The organism is Cupriavidus sp. H19C3, from assembly GCF_049393815.1.
Lineage (GTDB): Bacteria > Pseudomonadota > Gammaproteobacteria > Burkholderiales > Burkholderiaceae > Cupriavidus.
The window spans coordinates 762,692-782,877 of the sequence record NZ_CP184986.1; the positions used below are offsets into that span (position 1 = coordinate 762,692).

Genomic DNA, 20,186 nt, shown 5'->3' on the forward strand with positions numbered 1-20,186 from the left:
GAAGTTCTGCGCCCCTCTCAAGAGGGGCGATTTCGTCATCGCCGTTTCAGGGCGATAGATTTATCATTTCCCCCGGTATCGATAACAGGCAAGCTGGCATTGCCATACAAGAACGGATCGCGTGGGGGAGAGCAGGCCGATACCGCCCTGCATGCGCGATCGATCAAGAATAACCAGAAGATCGGATCAGCCGTGACAGTTTCAGGGGTATTGCCGGCGCCGCTACGGACGCCCGGCCGCGTCGCTTTCGTCTGCGCCGGGGAAGGCATGACGAGCGACGCCATCGCCGGCACCATCGGGTGCCGCGATTTGTCGCCGCCGTCGTGCGGTACGCCATTCAACGCCGATATCCACTCCGATATCCACTCCGATATCCACTCCGATAGCTGCCCGCGATAGCTGTCCGCGCTAGCCGCACCGGTCGCCGCGCCCTGAGTTCGCGACGGCCGCGCCCGTGAATACCTCGCGCACGTCAGCCATGCTGGCAGGCCTGCGCGCGTCCCCGATTCTCTTTCCGATGAATGACGCCATGAAACTACTCCGCAAAACCCTGCCGGGCGCGATTGCCGCCATGCTGCTGCTGCCCTCCGCCTATGCGATGGATATCGAAGCGCGCGGTGTGGGCACCGCCCGGATTACCGACGATCTCAATGCGGTGCGCACCACGGCGCTGCGTCAGGCCAAGCGCAACGCGGTGCTGGCCGCGCTCGACAAGGTGGTCGGCGCGGGCACCAGCAAGCTGCCCGAAGTGCAGGCCAGGCTCGACGAACTCGTGGTCCAGGTCGGCGAAGAGTCGTTCTATAGCCCGGTGCCGAGCTCGGCCGACGGCCAGTATCAGGTCAGCGTGACGTTCCGCATGGACGACAAGGCGTTGCGCACGCAGATCAGCGACCTCGGTCTGGCGATGAACACCACCGCCACGCGCAGCCAGCCGATCCTGGTGATGATGGACGAGTTCTTCACCACGCCGACCAACCTGCGCGCGCCGCTCGAGGAACTGACCGAGTTCCGCCACGAGGAAGGGTCGCACTACAACGAGAAGGAAGCTGCGTCGAGTTCGCGGCGCGCCGCGTATGCGGCCAGCAGCAATGCCGCCTATGCATCGAAGGAGCAGGCCGCCTTCGCGGTCAGGGAAGATCGCGCCGGGCGTGTGAGCGCGGCGCGCGACACGCAGGTGGCCGGTGCCGCGCGCGATGGCGAAGGCGGCGAAGCGGCCGTGGCCGGGCGCGAGCGCGCGCGCTACGACGCCGCAAGCGCCAGCAGCCGTCAGGCCGCCGGGGCGGCGTCGCGCCAGGTGGCCGCGGCCAGCAGCAGCAGCGTGGCTTCGTCATCGGCCGCGCAGTCGGCGTACGCCCATAGCGTCAATGCCGAGGACCACAACAACACGTACTTCCGCAAGCTGGTCAAGTATCAGCCGCAGAATACCGGTCCGGACAGCAAGAACTACACGTACAACGAACTGAAGGGACAACTGGGCGACCTCGATATCAAGGTCATCGACAATGCGCTCTTCAAGAGCAAGTATTTTGGCAACCGCGCGATCACGCTCGACCAGCTGGAAAACAGCGCGGAGCTCGCCAGGTATGTGGATTTCGCCCGCAAGGACGCCACTGCCGACTATCTGATGATCGGCTCGTCGGTCATCTATGACGTGGGTGTGGACCGCAACTCGGGCCAGCCGGCGTGCACCGGCGTGGCCAGTACCAAGACCTTCTCCACCAGGACCGGCGAGGACATCGGCTCCGCCACGCAATCGGAGGCGGCCATCGGCATCTCGCCCGACGACTGCCGCGGCAAGCTCGCCGGCAAGCTGGCGGCCAGCCTCGGCAATCAGGTCGGCAAGCGGATCCAGGACTTCGTCAAGCGCCGCACCATGTACGGCGCCGAGTACGTGATCCGGCTGACGGGCGGCACCCTCTCGCTGATGAGTCGCACCGCCTTCAGCCAGGGCCTGAAGAACGTGCCGGGGCTCGAGAAGGTGGTGCAGCGCCAGGCCGCCGCCAACCAGGTCGAGATGATGGCCACCTATCGCGGCACCGATCCGCTCGACCAGGCCGTCGCCATGGCCCTGGCCGGCAATCCGCAGTTCGCCACGCTGGACTCGATGGTGGACGGCAACGTGGTCACGTTGTGCATGAACGGCTGCACGCAGCCGAAGGCGGCGCGCTGAGATGCCGCCGGTCTCCCTGACTTCCGCCGCGCGGGTTACCGCTGCCCTGGTGCTGGCGACAGCGTCCGCGCCGGCTGCCATGGCGGCGGGCGGCGTGGGCCTGTATGTGGTCCCCGGCATCTTCTTCGACGAGAGTTCTGGCAGCAGCAAGATCGACGCGGGCTTTCGCCCGGCGGTCGATATCCGGCAAGCGGTGGCACTGCTGCAGCAGCGCGCGCAGGCGCACTTCCCGGATCTGGCGGCCACCATCGACGGCCGGAACCGTCTGCGCACGCTGGCACTGTCCGCGCAGGTCACGCGGGTGTCGCGTTACCGGATCGACAAGGCCGACGGCACCACCGATATCTATCTGCCGATCACGCTGAGCCTGTACTTCACCAATCCGATGACGGGCGAGGTGCTGCAGTCGTTCAGCCAGACGCGCTACGAAGTGATGACGGTGACGCGGGCGCAGGGGCAGGCGGCGATCGACGCCAGGATCGCCGACGCCTACCGCGGCGGCTTTGCCGCGGTGCTGGACAGCGCGCTGGCCGCGGCCGCGCGCCAGTTCAAGCCCTATGTGGTGGAGACGCGCGTGGCCGATACCTGGAAGGGCTTTGTCATCCTGGACAAGGGTTACCAGGACGGTATCGGCAAGGGCGACGTGCTGAACAGCGACAGCGCGGAAATCCGCGTGGAAGCGGCTGGCGCGCGTCATGCGGTGGCGGTGCCGGTGCTCGGTACACCGAGGGATGGCGCTACCTTCAGCCGCGCCAGCGCGATGGCGTTGTCCGACGTCAAGAAGCCGCGCGTGATGGCGCTGGTCAGCGATGGCAACACCGACCTGACCGATGTGGTCAGCACGCAGCTGTTCACGGACAAGCTGGGCAGTAGCGCGCCGTTTGCCACGCTGCCGCTCAATGCCAATTTCAGCCAGGTGCAGGCGTCGGTCGACAGCAATACGCGCATCGGCCACGAGGTGAGCGGCAAGCGCGCGCTGCCCGATTACTTTATTCGCCTGGTGGTGCCGCCCGCGCGCCAGTATGCGTTGCCGACCAACCTTGCCTACAAGACGCAGCAGCGCACGCAGGCATGGGCCTTTGCCGAGCTGCTGTCGCGCGATGGCCGCGTGCTGTATGCGGCCGATGGCGACCAGCGCATCGACGACACCGTGACCGACCAGGCCGGCTTCAATCCAGCGGACCGGCGCGAGGTCGCGCTCAAGAACGCGCTCAACGACCTGGCGGACCGCTTTGCGCGCGAGATCCGCTTCAAGCCGCTCACGCTCAAGGTCGGTGCGGCCTCCGCGGAGGGCTTCCAGATCGACGATCCCGGCCTGGACCTGCAGATCGGCGACACCATCCGCGTGTATCACGGCGTCGGCAAGCCCGGCGGCCTGAGCGAGGAAGCCATGGTGCCGACCTGGGACGCCACCGTGGTGAGCCGTGACGGCGCGCGCGTGCAGGCCAACCCGATCCTGCCGGTGGCCGGCCAGCCGCCCCGGCCGGACAGCGGCGACGTGATCCTGCTCGATAGCGTGGCGCGCGCCGGCGGCGGTCAGCGTGTGGCGTTCTGTCCCGCCACCAGGAGCCAGGTAGGGTCGGTCGCGCTCGATCGCTTCGACCTGCTCGCCTATGCCGGTGCGGCAGCGGCCGCCAACGTCATGATCAATCCGAAGCTGGCCGACCTGGTCAAGGGCAAGATCGGCGGCCAGTCCGGTTTCGGCAGCGAGCTGATGCTGCGTCCGGGCAGCTACGACCGCTGCCTGGAGGCGCTCTACCGGATCGATGCGAAAGACCGCAAATGCGAGGACGGTTCATGCACGCAGGGCTACACCGCGCGCCTGGCCTACCGTCAGCGCGCCGGCGGCAATCCGGCGGGGCAGGCCATTCTCGAGCATGCATTTACCTCCAGCGGCTATCCGGCCACTGCGTCCGCCGCCGACGTCGATGCGCTGCAGCGCATCGATCTGGACCTCGACACGCGCAAGAGTCTCGACGACGTGATGAAGCAACTACTCAAATCCAACTGACAAGGAACCACGATATGAAACAGATCTCCGCCATCGCCGCCGCCATCGCCGGCGGCCTGCTGCTGACCTCGGCACCGTCCGCCATGGCGTTCGGCCTGGGCAATATCACTTCCGCCATTCCGGGCGTGGGCGGCACCTCGGGCGCCGCGGTGTCCGCCGGCGATATCGACGGCTTTATCAAGACCGCCAACGATGCCAACCTGCTGATCAGCACGTCGTCGACGCATATCTTCAAGGCGCTGGCCAGCAAGGAAGACATCGCCGCGGTGGAAGCGCGCCTGGCCGCCGCCAACACTATCGCGGACCCGGCCGAGAAGGCCGCCGAGATCAGCAAGATCGAAAGCGACAAGGCGACCATCGCGCAGAAGTCGCTCAACAGCGCCGATGCCGAGAACCGGCTCAACGCGATGAACAAGCAGCAGCTCGCTTCGTTCGGCAACGCGGCCTTCACGTTCATGCTCGGCGTGCTCAAGGACAAGCAACTGGCGGAAGGCAGCAGCGCGCTGGTGTCCGGCGTGGCGTCGAATCCGGCCCTGTTGCCGCGCCTGGGCGCGCTCAAGGATGCCGCGTCGTCGGTGACCTCGCAGCTGTCCAATACCGCCAAGATCGGCGAAGGCCTGATCAAGCTGGCCAAGGCGGGCAAGATTTCGGCACTGCCGACGTCGGCCTCCGAGGCACCGAAGGCCGTCGACAGCATCTGACGCCGACTGCGTACGCCACCTCCCGCGCGAACGTCGGAAGTGCGGGAGGCGAGGGGAGGTCGCGCGACCGGTGGCGTTGGGGCGGTGGCGGCGTGGCAGCAGGATGCCCTCAGGGTCCGCCAGGGTCCACCAGGCTCCACCCGCGCACAGTATGGCAGCGGCAGTGCCCGCAGGGCCTTACTCGATCATCGCGGTTTCATGCTTGCCGCTCACCTGTACCGGCGGCAGCAACAGCATCGCCGCCACCACCCCGAGCGCGATCACCAGCATGACCAGAAAGGTCGCGTGCAGCGAATGCTGCAACGCGTACCGCACGGCCTCGCCGGCGGCCCCCGGCATGGCCGCGGGGGCGTCGAGCAGGTGCCGCAACTGGTCGGCGGTCACGTTGCCGGAGCGTGCCAGCGTATAGGCCTGGATCGCACCGAGCAACGAGGCGCCGAGCGTATTGCCGAGGTTGCGCGAGAACAGGTTGGAGGCGGTGGCGCTGCCGCGTTCCGCCAGCACCACGCTGTCCTGGATCACGATCAGCGAGCCGACGCTGATCAGCCCCATGCCGAAACCGAGCACCAGCGAACCCGCGCCGGCCCACATGGGATGACTCGCCGGCGTGAGCCATACGAACACCGCGGCGCCCAGCGGCACGAACGCGCTGCCGGCCACCAGCATGCGGCGCAGGCCGATGCGCTGGTATGCCTTGGCCGCGATGGTCGCGCCCGACGGCCAGCCCACCATCATCATGGTCAGCGCCAGGCCGGCCACCACGGGCGTGCGACCCAGCACGATCTGCACATACATCGGCACAAATGCGGTGAGGCCCATCATCGCCATGCCCGAGAACAACGCGGCGGCATTGCAGACCGCGATCGGCCGCCGCGACCAGAGCGCGAACGACACCATCGGGTCGGCGGCGCGCCGCTCCTGGAACACGAACAGCACGGCGCTCACGACCAGCACCGCCACCTCGACGCCGACGCGCGCATGATGGCCACCCTCGGCGTCGGTCAGCGCCATCATCAGCGCGGCAATGGCGACGGTGAACAGCGCCGCGCCCGCGTAATCGATCGCGGGCCGCCGGGGCGCCACGTCCTCGTGCAGATACAGCACAAAGCCGGCTGCCGCGAGCAGCCCGATCGGCACGTTGATCCAGAAGATCCACGACCACGACGTCACGCTGATGATCAGGCTGCCCGCCATCGGGCCGAATACCGCCGAGGTGGCCCATACGCTGGCCAGGTAGCCCTGGATCTTGCCGCGTTCGTGGGCGGGATAGAGATCGCCGACGATGGTCATCGCCACCGGCATGATGGCGCCGGCCCCGACGCCCTGGATCAGCCGGTACACGAGCATGGCCGGCATCGAATGGGCAAACCCGGCGAGTACCGAGCCGAGCAGGAAGATCGCCACGCCGGCCAGCACCATCGGCTTGCGGCCGTAGATATCGGCCAGCTTGCCGAACACGACCGTCATGGCGGTCTGGGTCAGCAGGAAGGTGGCGAAGACCCAGGTATAGAGGTTGAGGCCGCCGAGCCGGCTGACGATCTGCGGCATGGCGGTGGAAACGATGGTCGCTTCCAGCGCGACCATGGCAAACGAGGCCATGATCGCGGCAATGACAAGCGGGCGCCTGGTTTGCATGGGGGCGGAAAAAGAGGGCGGAGCGAACGGATGGCGCCAACGGGTGGTGCCAACGGAGGCGGACCCTTGCGCGGCACGATGTCGATGTCCGTCATCACTGCGGCATCACTGCGGCATCGCAGGCGCAAGGCGCTGAGCCGCCCATGGTAGCCGGTCCCGCGGCCGGCATTATGCGCGTCCGTCGAGACGGTCTATCTCATTCCTGTCGACAATGCCGGGCGCCGTGCTGACGGCCGGCCCCTACCTCGCGGGCCCCACCGCGCGGCTCCCGCCGCGCCACCACCTCGCAGTCACCTCGCAGTCACCTCGCCATGTGCGACGCTGGCCCGCGCTCAGAAGCCGACCGGGTAGCCATCCTTGCGATAGTCGGAAGCCGCGGCGTAGCCGTGCTCCATTTTCATCGCCATTTGCGCGCCGCCGAACTCGAGGCTGTCACGCGGCGATTGTTCCACCGCATGGCCCAGCGCACGCAGGCCTTCGAGCGTGGCGGGCGGGCAGTGCGCTTCCACCGCGACGCCGACGTTGTCGTCCAGCACGCGCCAGCGCGGCGCGTCGTTGGCGGCTTGCGGGTTCTGGCCGAAATCGGCGATGCGGCTGGTCATCTGGACATGCCCCTGGGCCTGCATCGAGCCGCCCATCACGCCGAACGAGGCCAGCGGTGCGCCATTGCGCATCAGAAAGCCCGGGATGATGGTATGGAACGGCCGCTTGCCCGGTGCCACCTGGTTCGGATGGCCCGCCTTGAGGTTGAAACCCCAGCCACGGTTGTGCAGCGCGATGCCGGTGCCGGGCACCACCACGCCCGAGCCGAAGCCTTTGAAGTTGGACTGGATATACGACACCATCATGCCGTTGCGGTCCGCGGTGGTCAGGTACACGGTGCCGCCCGAATGGGGTTTGCCGGGGCCTGGGCAGGAAGCCCTGGCGGGATCGATGGCCCGCGCGCGCTCGGCCAGGTAGGCCGGATCGAGCAGCATCTCGGGCGTGACGCGGCCCGGCACGCGCATGGCGTCGACATCGCCGACATACGCGTGCAGGTCGGCAAACGCGAGCTTCATGGCTTCGATCTGCAGATGCATGGTGCGCGTGCTGTCCAGTCCGGACGCCTGCACATCCCAGTGCTCCAGCATGCCAAGTGCCATCAGCGCACCAATGCCCTGGCCGTTGGGTCCGATCTCGTGCAGCGTGAGGTCGCGATAGCGGACCTGGATCGGCTCGACCCAGTCCGCGCGGTGCGCGGCAAGGTCGGCTTCGTCGATGCGGCCGCCGGTGGCGCGCGCATGGTCGGCAATCTTCCTGGCCAGTTCGCCATGATAGAAGTCATCGCCACCGGTGCGCGCGATACGCTCCAGCGTCTCGGCCTGGCCCGGGCAGATAAAGCGTTCGCCGGGCAGCGGCGCGCGCCCGCGCGGCGCGAAAGACTCGGCAAAGCCGGGCTGATGCTGCAGTACCGGCACCTGTGCCTGCCACTGGCGATGCACGGTATGCGACACGATATAGCCATTGCGCGCATATTCGAGCGCCGGCTCGAACAGGTCCTCGAACGGCAGCGAGCCGAAGCGTTCCCACGTGGTGCGCCAGCCGGACACCGCGCCGGGCACCGTCACGGTGTCCCAGCCGTTAAACGGCATGGCGTCGTAGTGCGAGAACGATGCGGGTGTCCACGCCCGCGGCGCGCGGCCCGAGGCATTGAGTCCGTGCAGCCTGGTGCCATCCCAGATCAGCGCAAAGGCATCGCCGCCGATCCCGTTCATGCACGGCTCCACCACGCTCAGCGCGATGGCGGTGGCCAGCGCCGCGTCGACGGCATTGCCGCCGCGCGCGAGCATGCGCAGGCCGGCCGCCGCGGCGAGCGGCTGCGAAGTGGAAACGACGTTGTCGGCCAGCACCGGCACGCGGCGCGAAGGATAGGGGAAGTCCCAGAAAGCGGTCATGAGCGAGAGGCGAGCGAGAGACAAGCGAGAGACAAGCGAGAGACAAGCGAGAGACGAACGGAAGGCGAGCTGAAGGCGAACGGAGGGCGAACGGAGGGCCATCGGCAGGCCATCGGCGGGCCGGGCTCCAGGACGGCCTGTACGACCGGCGCAAAAGACGGGCGCCCGGCAACGATCACCGGCAAGCGCCCGATCATACGCCCATCAGTCCACCTTCACATGGGCGGCCTGTGCCACCTTGCTCCAGTCGCGCAGTTCCTCGTTGATCATGCGGCCGAACTTGTCGGACGGCGTATAGACGATCTGCACACCCTGCGCATCCATCGTATCGACCAGATCCGGCATGGCCAGCACGGTCTTGGTGGCGGCGGCCAGCTTCTCGACGATCGCCGGCGGCGTGCCCTTGGGCGCGACCAGGCCGAACAGGTTGTTGGCGCGGAAATCGCGGATGCCGGCCTCGGTCATGGTCGGCGCGTCCGGCAGCGATTTCACGCGCTGGTCCGAAGCCACCGCGAGCAGTCGCAGCTTGCCCGACTTCACGTGCGGCAGTGCCGACGGAATGCTGTCGAACATCATGGCCGAGCGGCCCGCCATCAGGTCCGGCAGCGCAAACGAGCTGCCCTTGTAAGGGACATGCAACACGTCGACGCCGGTACGCAGGCGGAACAGTTCCGACTCCAGATGCGAGAGCGTGCCCGAACCCTGCGAGGCAAAGTTGTACTGGCCCGGCGCGGCCTTGAGGTACTTGACCAGTTCCGGCACGGTCTTCACCGGCACCGTGGCCGGTACCACGAGGATATGCGGCACGTTGCCGATGCCGGCGATGGGCACGAAGTCGCGGCCGAGGTTGGCCGGCTGGTTGGTATAGGTGGCGGCGGCAATCGCCGCATTGCTGACGGCCGCCAGATACAGCGTGTAGCCGTCCGGCGCGGCCTTGGCCGCATAGCTCATGCCGATGGCGCCGCCCGCACCGGGACGGTTCTCGACCACCACCGGCTGGTGCAGTACCTGCGACAGGCGCTGGCCCACGGCACGCGCCAGCACGTCGGTGGCGCCGGCAGGCGGAAACGACAGCACCAGCTGGATCGGGCGCTCCGGATACTCCGCAAGGGCGGCGGGCGCGGCGAGCGCACCCGAAATACCGGCGGCGGCGAGCACCAGGTTCAAAATGGTGCGGCTGCGCGCCGAGACGGTGCGGAGGAACGACGACTGCTTGGACATGATGACACGGACTCCGGAAATAGTTGTCTTGCATCAGAGACATTGCAAGGGACGTGCCAGCGGCGCGCGACGCGATCGCGCGCGGAAGCGCCGGCCCGCTCACAGTTCCTCGACAAAGCGGAAGCCCGCGCGCGCCTTGACCAGCGCGGAAGGGTGCGTAATGGCATCGGTCCGGACCGTGCGCACACCGCGTGCGTGCGCCATCTCCAGAAAGCGGTGCAGGGCAAAGCTGCCCGCGCCGCGCACGGCGCCGTTCGCGGATGGGCGCAGGACGTTGGCGGGGGCGCTCAGCACCGCATCGACCGAGGCGGCATCGCTGCCGTCGAGCGGTATCACGCCTTCCAGCACTGCCATCGGACGCCCCTTGAGGCTGACGACGAGCAGGACGGTCCCCGGTTGCGGGCCGGTGCGCGCGGTCTCCTGGATGGTCATCGCCAGCGACTGGCCGGTGGCCGCCAGAAAGTACGCGTCGACCGCTCCGCACGATGGGCTCTCCTCCTCGTCGCTGTCCCTGACATCGCTGTACTGCAGCTCCCATTCGCCCATGAGGGCGCCCAGCCTGCGCAGCGCCGGGCCGTCGTCGGCCGCGACGATTTCCACGGTAAACGGCTCCTGGACCGCCTCCGCGCGTCCGCCGTGCATGACCCGCGGCGTGACGGTGCGCGGCGTGTAGGTGGTCAGGTCCAGTTCATAGATGCCGAGCGCGCCGTGCATCGCGGCGGCCAGGGCCGTAGGCGACGGTGGCGCCAGCTGTGGCCGCTGCCAAGGTTGCGCACGCTGCGCGGGGGGCGACGACGGCGGTGCCGTTCGGTCCCACCACGCGTCGCCGGCGGAGCCTGCCGCACTGCAGCTGGCGGCGGGCCGGGGCGGTGCCATGGCGGCCTCCAGCGCGGGAATCTCCAGGTCGATGGCGCCCGCGAGCGAGACACCATAGAGCGCGTTGGCGGCGTGAAATGCGTGCAGCGCGCGATCCCGCTGCTGCCGCGCGTCTTCGTCCCGGCGCAGGACCGCCGCGATGAGTTCGCGTTCGCGTGCCGCGTCGGCGACCGCATAGCCGGTGGTGCCGTCACGCAGGATATTGCCGATGATGGTCGTAAAGTGGCCGATGTCCCAGAGGCCGCCGAACAGCGCCTGATAGAGCGAGATGATGGTGGCCGTACGGTAGATGCAGTCGCTGGCGGAAGCGCCGCCGCGCCGCATGCGTGGATTCAGCATCGATTCCGGCGCACGCCTGCAGAGGCGCGCCGCCGCGTGCACGGCCATCGGATTGTGCCCGTTGCCGAGCGTGCGGGTTGGCGACATGCCGACGCCGCGGGTGCTGGCCTGGAGGGCGCGCGCGTCGTAGGGCGGCGGCTGGCATAAGCCCAACGCGTGGCTAAGCACGGTCAGCACGGTGGGCAGCCGGTCGCAGTTTGCGCCGCGCGGCGTGCGATGCCCGCCGCGCGCGCCTGCAAAGATGGCCTCCACCAGCTTCGGCGCCGCGCCGCCCGGTGCGCCGGGACGTTCGTTGCGGATGGAAAGAATGTCGGCGCTACCGCCGCCGGCGGGAAAGATGCGGGGCGCGGCGACCACGCCGACATACTGGCGCGCACCGTCGAATTCCGCGAGCTGCCATGCCAGCGCCCGGCGCGGACGAATCTCGAGTGCGAGGGCAACGTAACGGGTGCGCGCGTCATAGAGATGCGTGCCGGCGCGGCGCGTGGCGGCGCGGCGTCCATCCGCGGACCATGCCACCTGCCCGGGGGTAAAGCGGATCCGCACAGGGCCGACGTTGATACTGAAGTAGCGCGCGCCGTCGATGTCGAAGGTCAGCAGCACGCGCATGCGCGCGTCGGCGCGCCAGCCGGTGCCGAAGATCGCGGGCAGATCATAGGCTTCGCCCGCCGGCAGGAAGCAATCGCGGCGGCAGGGTATGCGCGTGTGTGCCACCTGTACCGACTCGATGGCGTCCTGCATGCCGAGCTGGCTCAGCTCGCCGATATCGGCATCGGCCACGAAGCGCGCGGCGGTGCCGGTGCCGTGGGGACCGGTGAACGTGCGCACGCTCACGTCGGGTGGGACCCGCAGCGACGAGATCTGGCGCCGCAGGCCGTCCAGCTGGTCGACCCGGTGCCCCGGTTCCACGCACAGTTGCCGCCCCTGAAACCCCGCATGTTCGTGAAAGCAGGCCGCGGGTAGCGTTGCCACGGAGGCCAGCATGGTCGGGTGAATGCCCATGGCCTGCAGGTCGGCACGGCCCTGGGTGCCGCTCACGCGCCATTGGCGGCCCGTGAATTCGACGTTGCTGGTACCTATCAGCACGAGGCCTGGATCGATCTGCATGCTAGCCACGGGCAGCCTGCGCGCCGGCGATCCGTCCAGGGACAGGCTCCGGCTGACGCCCGCCTCCATGCAGACCGACATCGGCACCCGCCCGTCAGGCGAGAGCGGATCGAGCCGGTCCAGCGTCAGGCATGCCCGCGCGGCTGTAGCGGGGTTGCAGACGAGCACCAGCAGCGCGCATAGCAAGGCGTGGGTGGCAAGCAAGGGAAGGGCGCGCGGCGCCGCGGCGCAATGCTGTCGGCAGGCGATCGGGAAACGCATGGCAGGCGGATGGTTGGCCGCGCCCAGGCGCCGGGGGTGGCGACTTCGGTGTGCGACGTTGATGAGCGCAGTGGAATGTCGCTTGCAGCCTAGCGTACCGGTCTCACGCTCGACATCGGAATAGCGCCATCTATGCGCCTATGCGAAACAGGGGCGCGATCGCGGCAGCCTGTGGAAGGACGCCTGGGGACGCCTGGGGACGCCCCGGGATGCCCGGCGAACCCTGCTGACAGCCCCTGTCAGTAGGGTCAACCGTCGCTGGCAGCATACTGTATGAACATACAGTATAGTAGCGGTCTGCGCAGCGCCCGCCCCCGGGCCACGTAGATTTTGCTTTAAAAATAGATCTTAACCAATTGAATTGGTGGATAAATTGTCAGACTCCGGCACGATCCGCATTCGCGGCGCACGTCAGCATAATCTTAAGAACGTCGACCTCGACCTCCACACCGGCCAGATGACCGTGGTCACCGGGCCATCGGGCTCGGGCAAGTCGAGTCTGGTGTTCGACACGCTCTACGCCGAAGGGCAGCGGCGCTATGTCGAGACCTTCAGTGCCTATGCGCGCCAGTTCCTCGACCGCATGGATCGGCCGCAGGTGGACAAGGTGGACGGCGTGCCGCCCGCGATCGCGATCGACCAGACCAACCCGGTGCGGAGTTCGCGCTCGACAGTCGGCACCATGACCGAGCTCAACGACCATCTCAAGCTGCTCTACGCGCGCGCGGCCGAGCTGTTCGACCGGCAGACCGCGCTGCCGGTGCAGCACGACTCGCCCGAGACCATCTATGCCGAACTGGTCGCGCGCACCGCCGCGGGCCAGCCGTTCCACGATGCGCGCCTGGTGGTGACGTTCCCGGTGGAGCTGCCCGAGTCCGCCAGCGACGAGGAAGTCCAGCAATGGCTGTCGGTCAGCGGCTATACGCGTGTGCATGGCCAGCGTGTGGTGCAGTCGCCGACCGGCGCGCGCAAGGTGCTCGACGTGGTGGCCGACCGCTTCCGCATCGGCAATGTCGAGCGCGCCCGTGCGCTGGAAGCCATTGAAGCCTCGCTCAAGCGCGGCAGCGGCCGGGTCAGCGTGCAGGTGGTGACGGACGAGGGCGACGGGCCGGTGTGGCGCTTCTCCACCGGCCTGCACTGCCCGGAAAGCGATATCCGCTATGCCGACCCGCAGCCGGCGTTGTTCTCGTTCAACTCGGCCTACGGTGCGTGCGAGACCTGCCGCGGTTTTGGCCGCGTGATCGGGGTCGATCTCGGGCTGGTGATTCCGGACGTACGCAAATCGCTGCGCGACGGCGCTATCAAACCGATGCAGACACCCGCATGGAAGGAATGCCAGGACGACCTGATGCGCTACGCCGCGCGCGCCGGCATTCCGCGTGACCTGCCGTGGCACCAGTTGTCGGAGGCCGAGCAGCACTGGGTCGTCCATGGCTCGCCCGACTGGAACGGCCAGTGGAACAAGCAGTGGTACGGCGTGATGCGGTTCTTCAACTACCTCGAGTCGAAGGCCTACAAGATGCACATCCGCGTGCTCTTGTCGAAATACCGCAGCTACACGCCGTGCGATACCTGCGGCGGCGCGCGCCTGAAGACCGATTCGCTGCTGTGGCGTCTGGGCTCCAGGGCCAACGCCGACGCCGTGCTGCCGCCGCGGGAGCGCTTTCTGCCGCGCGGCGTCGACTGGGACCGCAGCCAGCTGGAGGCGCTGCCGGGCCTGACCGTGCACGACCTGATGCTGATGCCGATCGCACGGATCCGGCGCTTCTTCGACGATCTGACGCTGCCGAGCGCGTTGCTCGACGACGCGCTCAAGCTGCTGCTGGCCGAGGTGCGCACGCGCCTGAAGTATCTGTGCGACGTGGGCCTCGGCTACCTGACGCTCGATCGCCAGAGCCGCACGCTGTCGGGTGGCGAAGTCCAGCGGATCAACCTGACCACCGCGCTCGGCACCTCGCTGGTCAATACGCTATTCGTGCTCGACGAGCCGAGCATCGGCCTGCATCCGCGCGACCTGAACCGGATCGTCGAGGCCATGCACCGCCTGCGCGACGCCGGCAATACGCTGGTGGTGGTGGAGCACGACCCGTCCGTGATGCTGGCCGCGGATCGCCTGATCGACATGGGGCCCGGCCCCGGCGAGCGCGGCGGCTCGATCATCTTCGACGGCACGCCTGGTCGCATCCGCCAGGAACGCACGCTGACCGGCGACTATCTCGGGGGTCGCCGGCGCGTGGCCGACGCCTCGCACTGGCAGCCCCGCGCCGTGGACGCGCAGACGCCGCGCATCGTGCTGGAAGGCGCCACCGAACACAACCTGCGTGATGTCACGGTCGAGATTCCGCTGCAGCGCCTGGTGTGCGTGACCGGCGTCTCGGGCTCGGGCAAGTCGACGCTGCTGCAGGATGTGCTGTACCCCGCCATGGCGCGCCATTTCGGCAAGGCCACCGAGTCCCCCGGCGCGCACCGTGGCCTGAGCGGCGCCGAACTGGTCGACGACGTGGTGTTCGTCGACCAGTCGCCGATCGGCAAGACCGCGCGCTCGAACCCGGCCAGCTACGTGGGCGCGTTCGACGAAATCCGCAAGCTGTTTGCGAAGGCGCCGATGGCGCTCCAGCGCGGCTATACCGCCGGTACCTTCAGTTTCAACTCGGGCGACGGACGTTGCCCGACCTGCGGCGGCTCGGGTTTCGAGCACGTCGAGATGCAGTTCCTTAGCGACGTTTACCTGCGGTGCCCCGATTGCGACGGCACGCGCTATCGCGCCGAGGTGCTGGAAGTGAAGATCGAGCGTGCCATGCCGGGCCAGCCGGCGCGCGCGCTTAACGTGGCGGACGTGCTTGAGCTGACCGTCAGCGAGGCCACCGCGCTGTTTGCCGGCGATCCGGCGGTGCTGCGCGTGCTGCAGCCGATTGCCGACGTCGGGCTGGAATACGTGAAGCTGGGCCAGCCGGTGCCGACGCTGTCGGGCGGCGAGGCGCAGCGCCTCAAGCTGGCCGGCTTCCTCGCGGAAACCGCGCAGGCGGCACCGGCCGGTCGCGGCGGGCGCGTGACCAAGGCACCGGTCGTGCCGAAGCGGCTGTTCATGTTCGACGAGCCGACCACGGGCCTGCACTTCGACGATATCGCCAAGCTGATGCGCGCCTTCGGCAAGCTGCTCGACGGCGGCCATTCGCTGATCGTGATCGAACATAACCTCGACGTGATCCGCGCGGCCGACTGGCTGATCGACCTCGGCCCCGAAGGCGGCGATGCCGGCGGCGAGGTGGTGTGCGTGGGTACGCCCGAGGACGTCAGGCGCTGCGCGGCCTCGCATACGGGGCAGGCGCTGATCCAGTACGACGGCGCGCTGGGCGAGTCCGGTACGCTGGCGGCAGAGCAGGCCGAGATCGGCGCGCATGGCATGCCGCTGCAGGCGTCGCTACAGGCGGCGCGCGCGCGCCGCGCGGTGGAGGGCGAAGGCGTGGTGCGCATCGTCAATGCGCACGAGCACAACCTCAAGGCGCTCAACGTCGATATTCCGCACGGCAAGTTCAACGTGATTACCGGCGTGTCGGGTTCCGGCAAATCGACGCTCGCGTTCGACATCCTGTTCCATGAAGGGCAGCGCCGCTACCTGGAGTCGCTCAACGCCTATGCGCGTTCGATCGTGCAGCCGGCGGGCCGGCCCGAGGTCGATGCGGTCTATGGCATTCCGCCGACCGTGGCGATCGAGCAGCGGCTGTCGCGCGGCGGCCGCAAGAGTACCGTCGCGACCACCTCCGAGGTCTGGCACTTCCTGCGCCTGCTCTACGTCAAGCTCGGCATCCAGCATTGCGTGCACGACGGCGCGCCGGTGACTTCCCAGAGCCCGGCGTCGATCGCCGCCCAGCTGCTGCGCGACTATCGCGGCCAGCATGTGGGTTTGCTGGCGCCGCTGGTGGTCAACCGCAAGGGCGTCTATACGGATCTCGCCAAATGGGCCAAGGCGCGCGGCAACACGCACCTGCGCGTGGATGGCGAATTCCTGCCGGTGGATCCGTGGCCGCGCCTCGATCGCTTCCGCGAACATACGATCGAATTGCCGGTGGGCGATATCGTGGTGTCGCCGGAGGACGAGGCGGGCCTGCGCGCGCTGCTGAGCCAGGCGCTGGAACTGGGCAAGGGCGTGATGCATCTGCTGGCGCCGCTCGACGGGCTGCATGACGCCATGCACGGCGGCAACGGCACGCGTCACGTCGGCGCGACCAAGGTGTTCTCGGTCAAGCGCGCGTGTCCGGTATGCGGCACCAGCTATCCGGAGCTCGATCCGCGCATGTTCTCGTACAACAGCAAGCATGGCTGGTGCACGAGTTGCGTGGGGACCGGTCTCGCGCTCACACGCGAGCAGCTGGCCGCGTTCGACGACACCGTGCTGGGCGGCAACGACGAGCGCGGCCGCGAGCAGAGTCTGCCGTCGGAAGAGCAGGAACCGGAAGGCGTGGGCGATGTGCCGTGCGGCGCGTGCGGCGGCACGCGACTCAACCCGGTGGCGCGCGCGGTCACGTTCGATACGCAGGCGATTACCGATGTCGCGCAGTGGACCGTGTCCGATACGCGGCGCTGGATCGACGGCCTGCGGCTGGTGGGTCGCGATGCCGGGATCGCGCGCGACGTGGTCAGCGAGATCGGCAGCCGGCTGCAGTTCCTGGAAGAAGTCGGGCTCGGCTACCTGAGCCTCGATCGCGCGGCGCCGAGCCTCTCGGGCGGCGAAGCGCAACGTATCCGCCTGGCCGCGCAACTCGGCAGCAACCTGCAGGGCGTGTGCTACGTGCTCGACGAGCCGACCATCGGCCTGCATCCCCGCGACAACCAGATCCTGCTCGATGCGCTGCGCAAGCTTGGCGACAAGGGCAACACGCTGGTGGTGGTGGAGCACGACGAGGACACCATCCGGCGCGCCGACCACATCATCGATATCGGTCCCGGCGCCGGCAAACGCGGCGGCAAGCTGGTGGCGCAGGGCGGCGTCAAGGCGCTCGCCGCGGCGGCGGACTCGACCACGGGTCAGTTCCTCGCGCGGCCGATGGTGCATCCGTTGCAGGCGCGCCGTGCGGTGGCGCCGGCGCGCGCCGGCAAGAGCGCCGAGCCAGCCGCCTGGCTGACCGTGCAGGGTGCGCACCTGCACAACCTCAAGGACGTGACGGCACGGCTGCCGCTGTCGCGTCTGGTGGCGATCACCGGCGTCTCGGGCTCGGGCAAGTCCACGCTGGCGCGCGATGTGCTGATGACCAACCTGCTCGACGCGGTGGGGCGTTCGGTGCTGTCGTCGCCGGCCACGCGCCGCGCCCGTGCCACGGCGGAAAAGGCCGGCAAGCCGACCGCCACGCGCGCGCTCGACGTCGAGCATGACTGGTATGGCTGCAGGTCGATCACGGGCTGGGAGAGCATCGACCGCGTGCTGGAGGTCGACCAGACCCCGATCGGCAAGACCCCGCGCTCGTGTCCCGCTACCTATATCGGCGTGTGGGACGCGATCCGCAAGCTGTTTGCCGAGACGCTCGAAGCCAAGGCGCGCGGTTATGGCGCCTCGCGCTTCTCGTTCAACACCGGCGCGGGGCGCTGCCCGGCCTGCGAAGGGCAGGGCGTGCGCACCATCGGCATGAGCTTTCTGCCCGATGTGAAGGTGCCGTGCGATGTGTGCCATGGCCAGCGCTTCAATCCGGAGACGCTGGCGGTGACATGGCGCGGCAAGAATATCGGCGACGTGCTGACCATGGAGATCGACGAGGCAGTCGAGTTCTTCGCCTCGATGACGCAGATCGCGCATCCGCTGCAACTGATGAAGGACGTGGGCCTGGGCTACCTGACGCTGGGCCAGCCGTCGCCGACGCTCTCGGGCGGCGAGGCGCAGCGCATCAAGCTGGTCACGGAACTGTCGAAGGTGCGCGACGACATCACGCGGCGCGGACAGAAGGCGCCGCATACGCTCTACGTGCTTGACGAACCGACCGTGGGACTGCATATGGCGGACGTGGCGCGGCTGATTCGCGTGCTGCATCGCCTGACCGATGGCGGCCATAGCGTGGTGGTGATCGAACACGATCTCGACGTGATCGCCGAGGCCGACTGGATTATCGACCTGGGACCGGAGGGGGGCGCCGGTGGCGGCACCATCGTCGGCGCGGCGGATCCGGAAGCGCTGGCGCGCAATGCCGCCAGCCATACCGGTGCGGCGCTGGTACCGGTGCTGGCGCGCGTGGCGCCGGGCGACGCGCGCGCGGTGGTCTAGCGGCCGCGTGCCCTAAGCGTGCCCGCGCCGGGGCGGGCCGACGGCAAGCGGACCGCGGCGTTTCACCATCCCCCGCCGAGCGCGCGAAAGGTGGCCACCGCCGCGCGCGCGTTGTCGGCGAGCACGCGCGCCTGCGCATCGCGTGCGGTCAGAAGTTGCCGGTCTTCGTCGAGCACTTCGTACAGGCTCACCGCGCCGCCCTTGTAGGCCTCTTCCGAGGCGTCGCGCGCCCGTACATGCGCGGCCACCTCGGTGCCTAACGCGGCGGACTGGCTCTCCAGTTCGGTCAGCGTGACGATGGCGTTTTCCACATCCTCGGTCGCGCGCAGCATGGCGCGCCGGTAGTCGACCAGCGCTTCGGCATTGGCGCCCTGGGCCTGCCTGACCTCGGCATCGACGCGGCCAAAGTCGAACAGGCGCCAGCGCAGGCCGGCGGCCGCGGTCGGCTGGAATGCCCTGGCCGTGAACAGCGTATTGGCCTGCAGGCTTTCGAAGCCCAGCAACGCGGATAGCGAAACCTTGGGGTAGTACTCGGCGGTGGCCACGCCAATGCGTGCATTCGCGGCGGCCAGACGCCGTTCCGCGGCCAGCACGTCGGGGCGGCGGCGCAGCAGGTCGGCCGGCCCCGCGGTCGCGGCGATGGCCGGCACGACGGTGAGCTTTGCCGGCGCGGCGAGGTCCTGCGCATAAGTGCCCGGTGGCGCCCCCATCAGGACATCGAGCCGGTTCAACTGGGTCTGCAATTCGATGCGCAGCGGCGGCACCGTGGTGCGCGCCTGCGCCACCAGCGCCTCCGCCTGCGCCACTTCACGCGTGGAAGCGAGCCCGTCCTGCTGGCGCAGGCGCACCAGATCCAGCAGCCGGCCATTGGTCTCGATCTGGTCCTCGGCAATGGCAATACGCCGTTGCGCGCCACGCACACGGAAGTAGGCGTCGGCGGCCTCTGCCGCCACCGTCACGCGCACCCCGAGGTGTTCGGCCTCGGCCGCCTGCGCTTCGGCACTGGCTGCCTCGGCGCCGCGCCGCAGACCGCCGGCCAGATCGATCTCCCATGTTGCCGCCGCCCCCACGTCGTAAAGCGCGATGCTGCGCCGGTCGCCCTGCAGCGCATTGCTGATCTTGCCGATCGGATTGACCAGCGACTGGCGCTGCTTGACCACGCTGGCGCCAAAGCTGCCTTCGGGCAGCAGTGCCGCGCCCGCCTCCTGGGCGATCGCGCGGGCCTGCGCCACGCGCGCAAGCGAGGCTTCGAGGTCGAGGTTCTGGTCGAGCGCGCGCTGCACGATGGCGGTCAGCGCCGGATCGTCGAAGCCCCGCCACCAGGTGTCGAGTGCCGGCGCGGGGGCGCTGGTGGCGCGGCCAGCCAGGGCCCCGGCGTGCGGATAGGCGGCCGGGGTGGGCAGCTCGGGCTGGCGGTAGTCGGGGCCGACCGCCGCACAGGCGGCGAGCGCGAGTGCGCCGAGTGTGCTGGCCAGCCGCAGCGGCAGCCGAAGTCCGCCCCGTGGCACGGCACGCGCGGCACCGAAGCCGGAAGGATGGCGGGAGCGGGAACGAGAGTAGGCGCTGGGGTGGGCAGGGCGGACGGTCATGGGCTGTCTAGTAACTTGCATATCGCTAGTAACGACTCTATACTAACTTGCAAGTTGATAGCAACGTAATTTTCCGCATCCCTTCCGTTCCG

The 20,186-nt window shown here is 68.5% G+C and carries 10 protein-coding genes; 5 read left to right on the forward strand and 5 right to left on the reverse strand.

Going from position 1 to position 20,186, the window contains the following annotated elements:
* The first annotated feature begins 99 nt into the window (after nt 1-99).
* From DFLDMN_RS22940 to DFLDMN_RS22955, 4 genes are all read left to right on the forward strand, one after another.
* A complete protein-coding gene (locus DFLDMN_RS22940; protein WP_423200172.1) occupies nt 100-399 on the forward strand; it encodes a hypothetical protein in 300 nt (99 codons plus the stop codon).
* 130 nt (nt 400-529) lie between these two features.
* Complete coding sequence (locus DFLDMN_RS22945; RefSeq protein ID WP_423200173.1) at nt 530-2,170, forward strand: hypothetical protein; 1,641 nt, start codon at nt 530-532, stop codon at nt 2,168-2,170.
* Nucleotide 2,171: 1 nt separating this feature from the next.
* Entirely contained in the window at nt 2,172-4,181 is a 2,010-nt protein-coding gene (locus DFLDMN_RS22950; RefSeq protein WP_423200174.1) for a hypothetical protein, read from the forward strand.
* 14 nt (nt 4,182-4,195) lie between these two features.
* Entirely contained in the window at nt 4,196-4,882 is a 687-nt protein-coding gene (locus tag DFLDMN_RS22955; protein ID WP_423200175.1) for a hypothetical protein, read from the forward strand.
* Between the two features lie 177 nt (nt 4,883-5,059).
* On the opposite strand, the gene DFLDMN_RS22960 is transcribed toward DFLDMN_RS22955, so the two are convergent.
* The 4 genes from DFLDMN_RS22960 to DFLDMN_RS22975 form a co-directional block, all read right to left on the reverse strand.
* Nucleotides 5,060-6,517 (reverse strand): MFS transporter, encoded by a 1,458-nt coding sequence (locus tag DFLDMN_RS22960; protein WP_423200176.1) that lies wholly within the window; start codon nt 6,515-6,517, stop codon nt 5,060-5,062.
* Between the two features lie 332 nt (nt 6,518-6,849).
* Nucleotides 6,850-8,451 carry a gamma-glutamyltransferase family protein gene (locus tag DFLDMN_RS22965; RefSeq protein WP_423200177.1) on the reverse strand — a complete coding sequence of 534 codons (1,602 nt, stop codon included), beginning with the start codon at nt 8,449-8,451 and terminating at the stop codon, nt 6,850-6,852.
* A 204-nt stretch (nt 8,452-8,655) separates the two neighbouring features.
* Nucleotides 8,656-9,672, reverse strand: coding sequence for a Bug family tripartite tricarboxylate transporter substrate binding protein (locus DFLDMN_RS22970; RefSeq protein WP_423200178.1), 1,017 nt, complete (start codon nt 9,670-9,672; stop codon nt 8,656-8,658).
* 99 nt (nt 9,673-9,771) lie between these two features.
* The gene (locus DFLDMN_RS22975) at nt 9,772-12,255 is read right to left on the reverse strand and encodes a hypothetical protein (RefSeq protein ID WP_423200179.1); all 2,484 of its coding nucleotides are present in this window, start codon (nt 12,253-12,255) and stop codon (nt 9,772-9,774) included.
* 373 nt (nt 12,256-12,628) lie between these two features.
* Between DFLDMN_RS22975 and uvrA the strand changes: the two genes are divergently transcribed.
* A complete protein-coding gene (gene uvrA / locus DFLDMN_RS22980; protein WP_423200545.1) occupies nt 12,629-18,505 on the forward strand; it encodes an excinuclease ABC subunit UvrA in 5,877 nt (1,958 codons plus the stop codon).
* A gap of 62 nt (nt 18,506-18,567) precedes the next feature.
* Here uvrA and DFLDMN_RS22985 read toward each other — a convergent pair whose 3' ends face one another.
* Nucleotides 18,568-20,094 (reverse strand): efflux transporter outer membrane subunit, encoded by a 1,527-nt coding sequence (locus DFLDMN_RS22985; RefSeq protein WP_423200180.1) that lies wholly within the window; start codon nt 20,092-20,094, stop codon nt 18,568-18,570.
* Between the last annotated feature and the right edge of the window lie 92 nt (nt 20,095-20,186).

What these genes read in the sequence shown, in the direction of transcription:
- DFLDMN_RS22945 (WP_423200173.1), top strand. Translation starts at nt 530, where the DNA reads ATGAAACTACTCCGCAAAACCCTGCCGGGCGCGATTGCCGCCATGCTG.
- DFLDMN_RS22950 (WP_423200174.1), top strand. Translation starts at nt 2,172, where the DNA reads ATGCCGCCGGTCTCCCTGACTTCCGCCGCGCGGGTTACCGCTGCCCTG.
- DFLDMN_RS22955 (WP_423200175.1), top strand. Translation starts at nt 4,196, where the DNA reads ATGAAACAGATCTCCGCCATCGCCGCCGCCATCGCCGGCGGCCTGCTG.
- DFLDMN_RS22960 (WP_423200176.1), bottom strand. Translation starts at nt 6,517, where the DNA reads ATGCAAACCAGGCGCCCGCTTGTCATTGCCGCGATCATGGCCTCGTTT.
- DFLDMN_RS22965 (WP_423200177.1), bottom strand. Translation starts at nt 8,451, where the DNA reads ATGACCGCTTTCTGGGACTTCCCCTATCCTTCGCGCCGCGTGCCGGTG.
- DFLDMN_RS22970 (WP_423200178.1), bottom strand. Translation starts at nt 9,672, where the DNA reads ATGTCCAAGCAGTCGTCGTTCCTCCGCACCGTCTCGGCGCGCAGCCGC.
- DFLDMN_RS22975 (WP_423200179.1), bottom strand. Translation starts at nt 12,255, where the DNA reads ATGCGTTTCCCGATCGCCTGCCGACAGCATTGCGCCGCGGCGCCGCGC.
- DFLDMN_RS22985 (WP_423200180.1), bottom strand. Translation starts at nt 20,094, where the DNA reads ATGACCGTCCGCCCTGCCCACCCCAGCGCCTACTCTCGTTCCCGCTCC.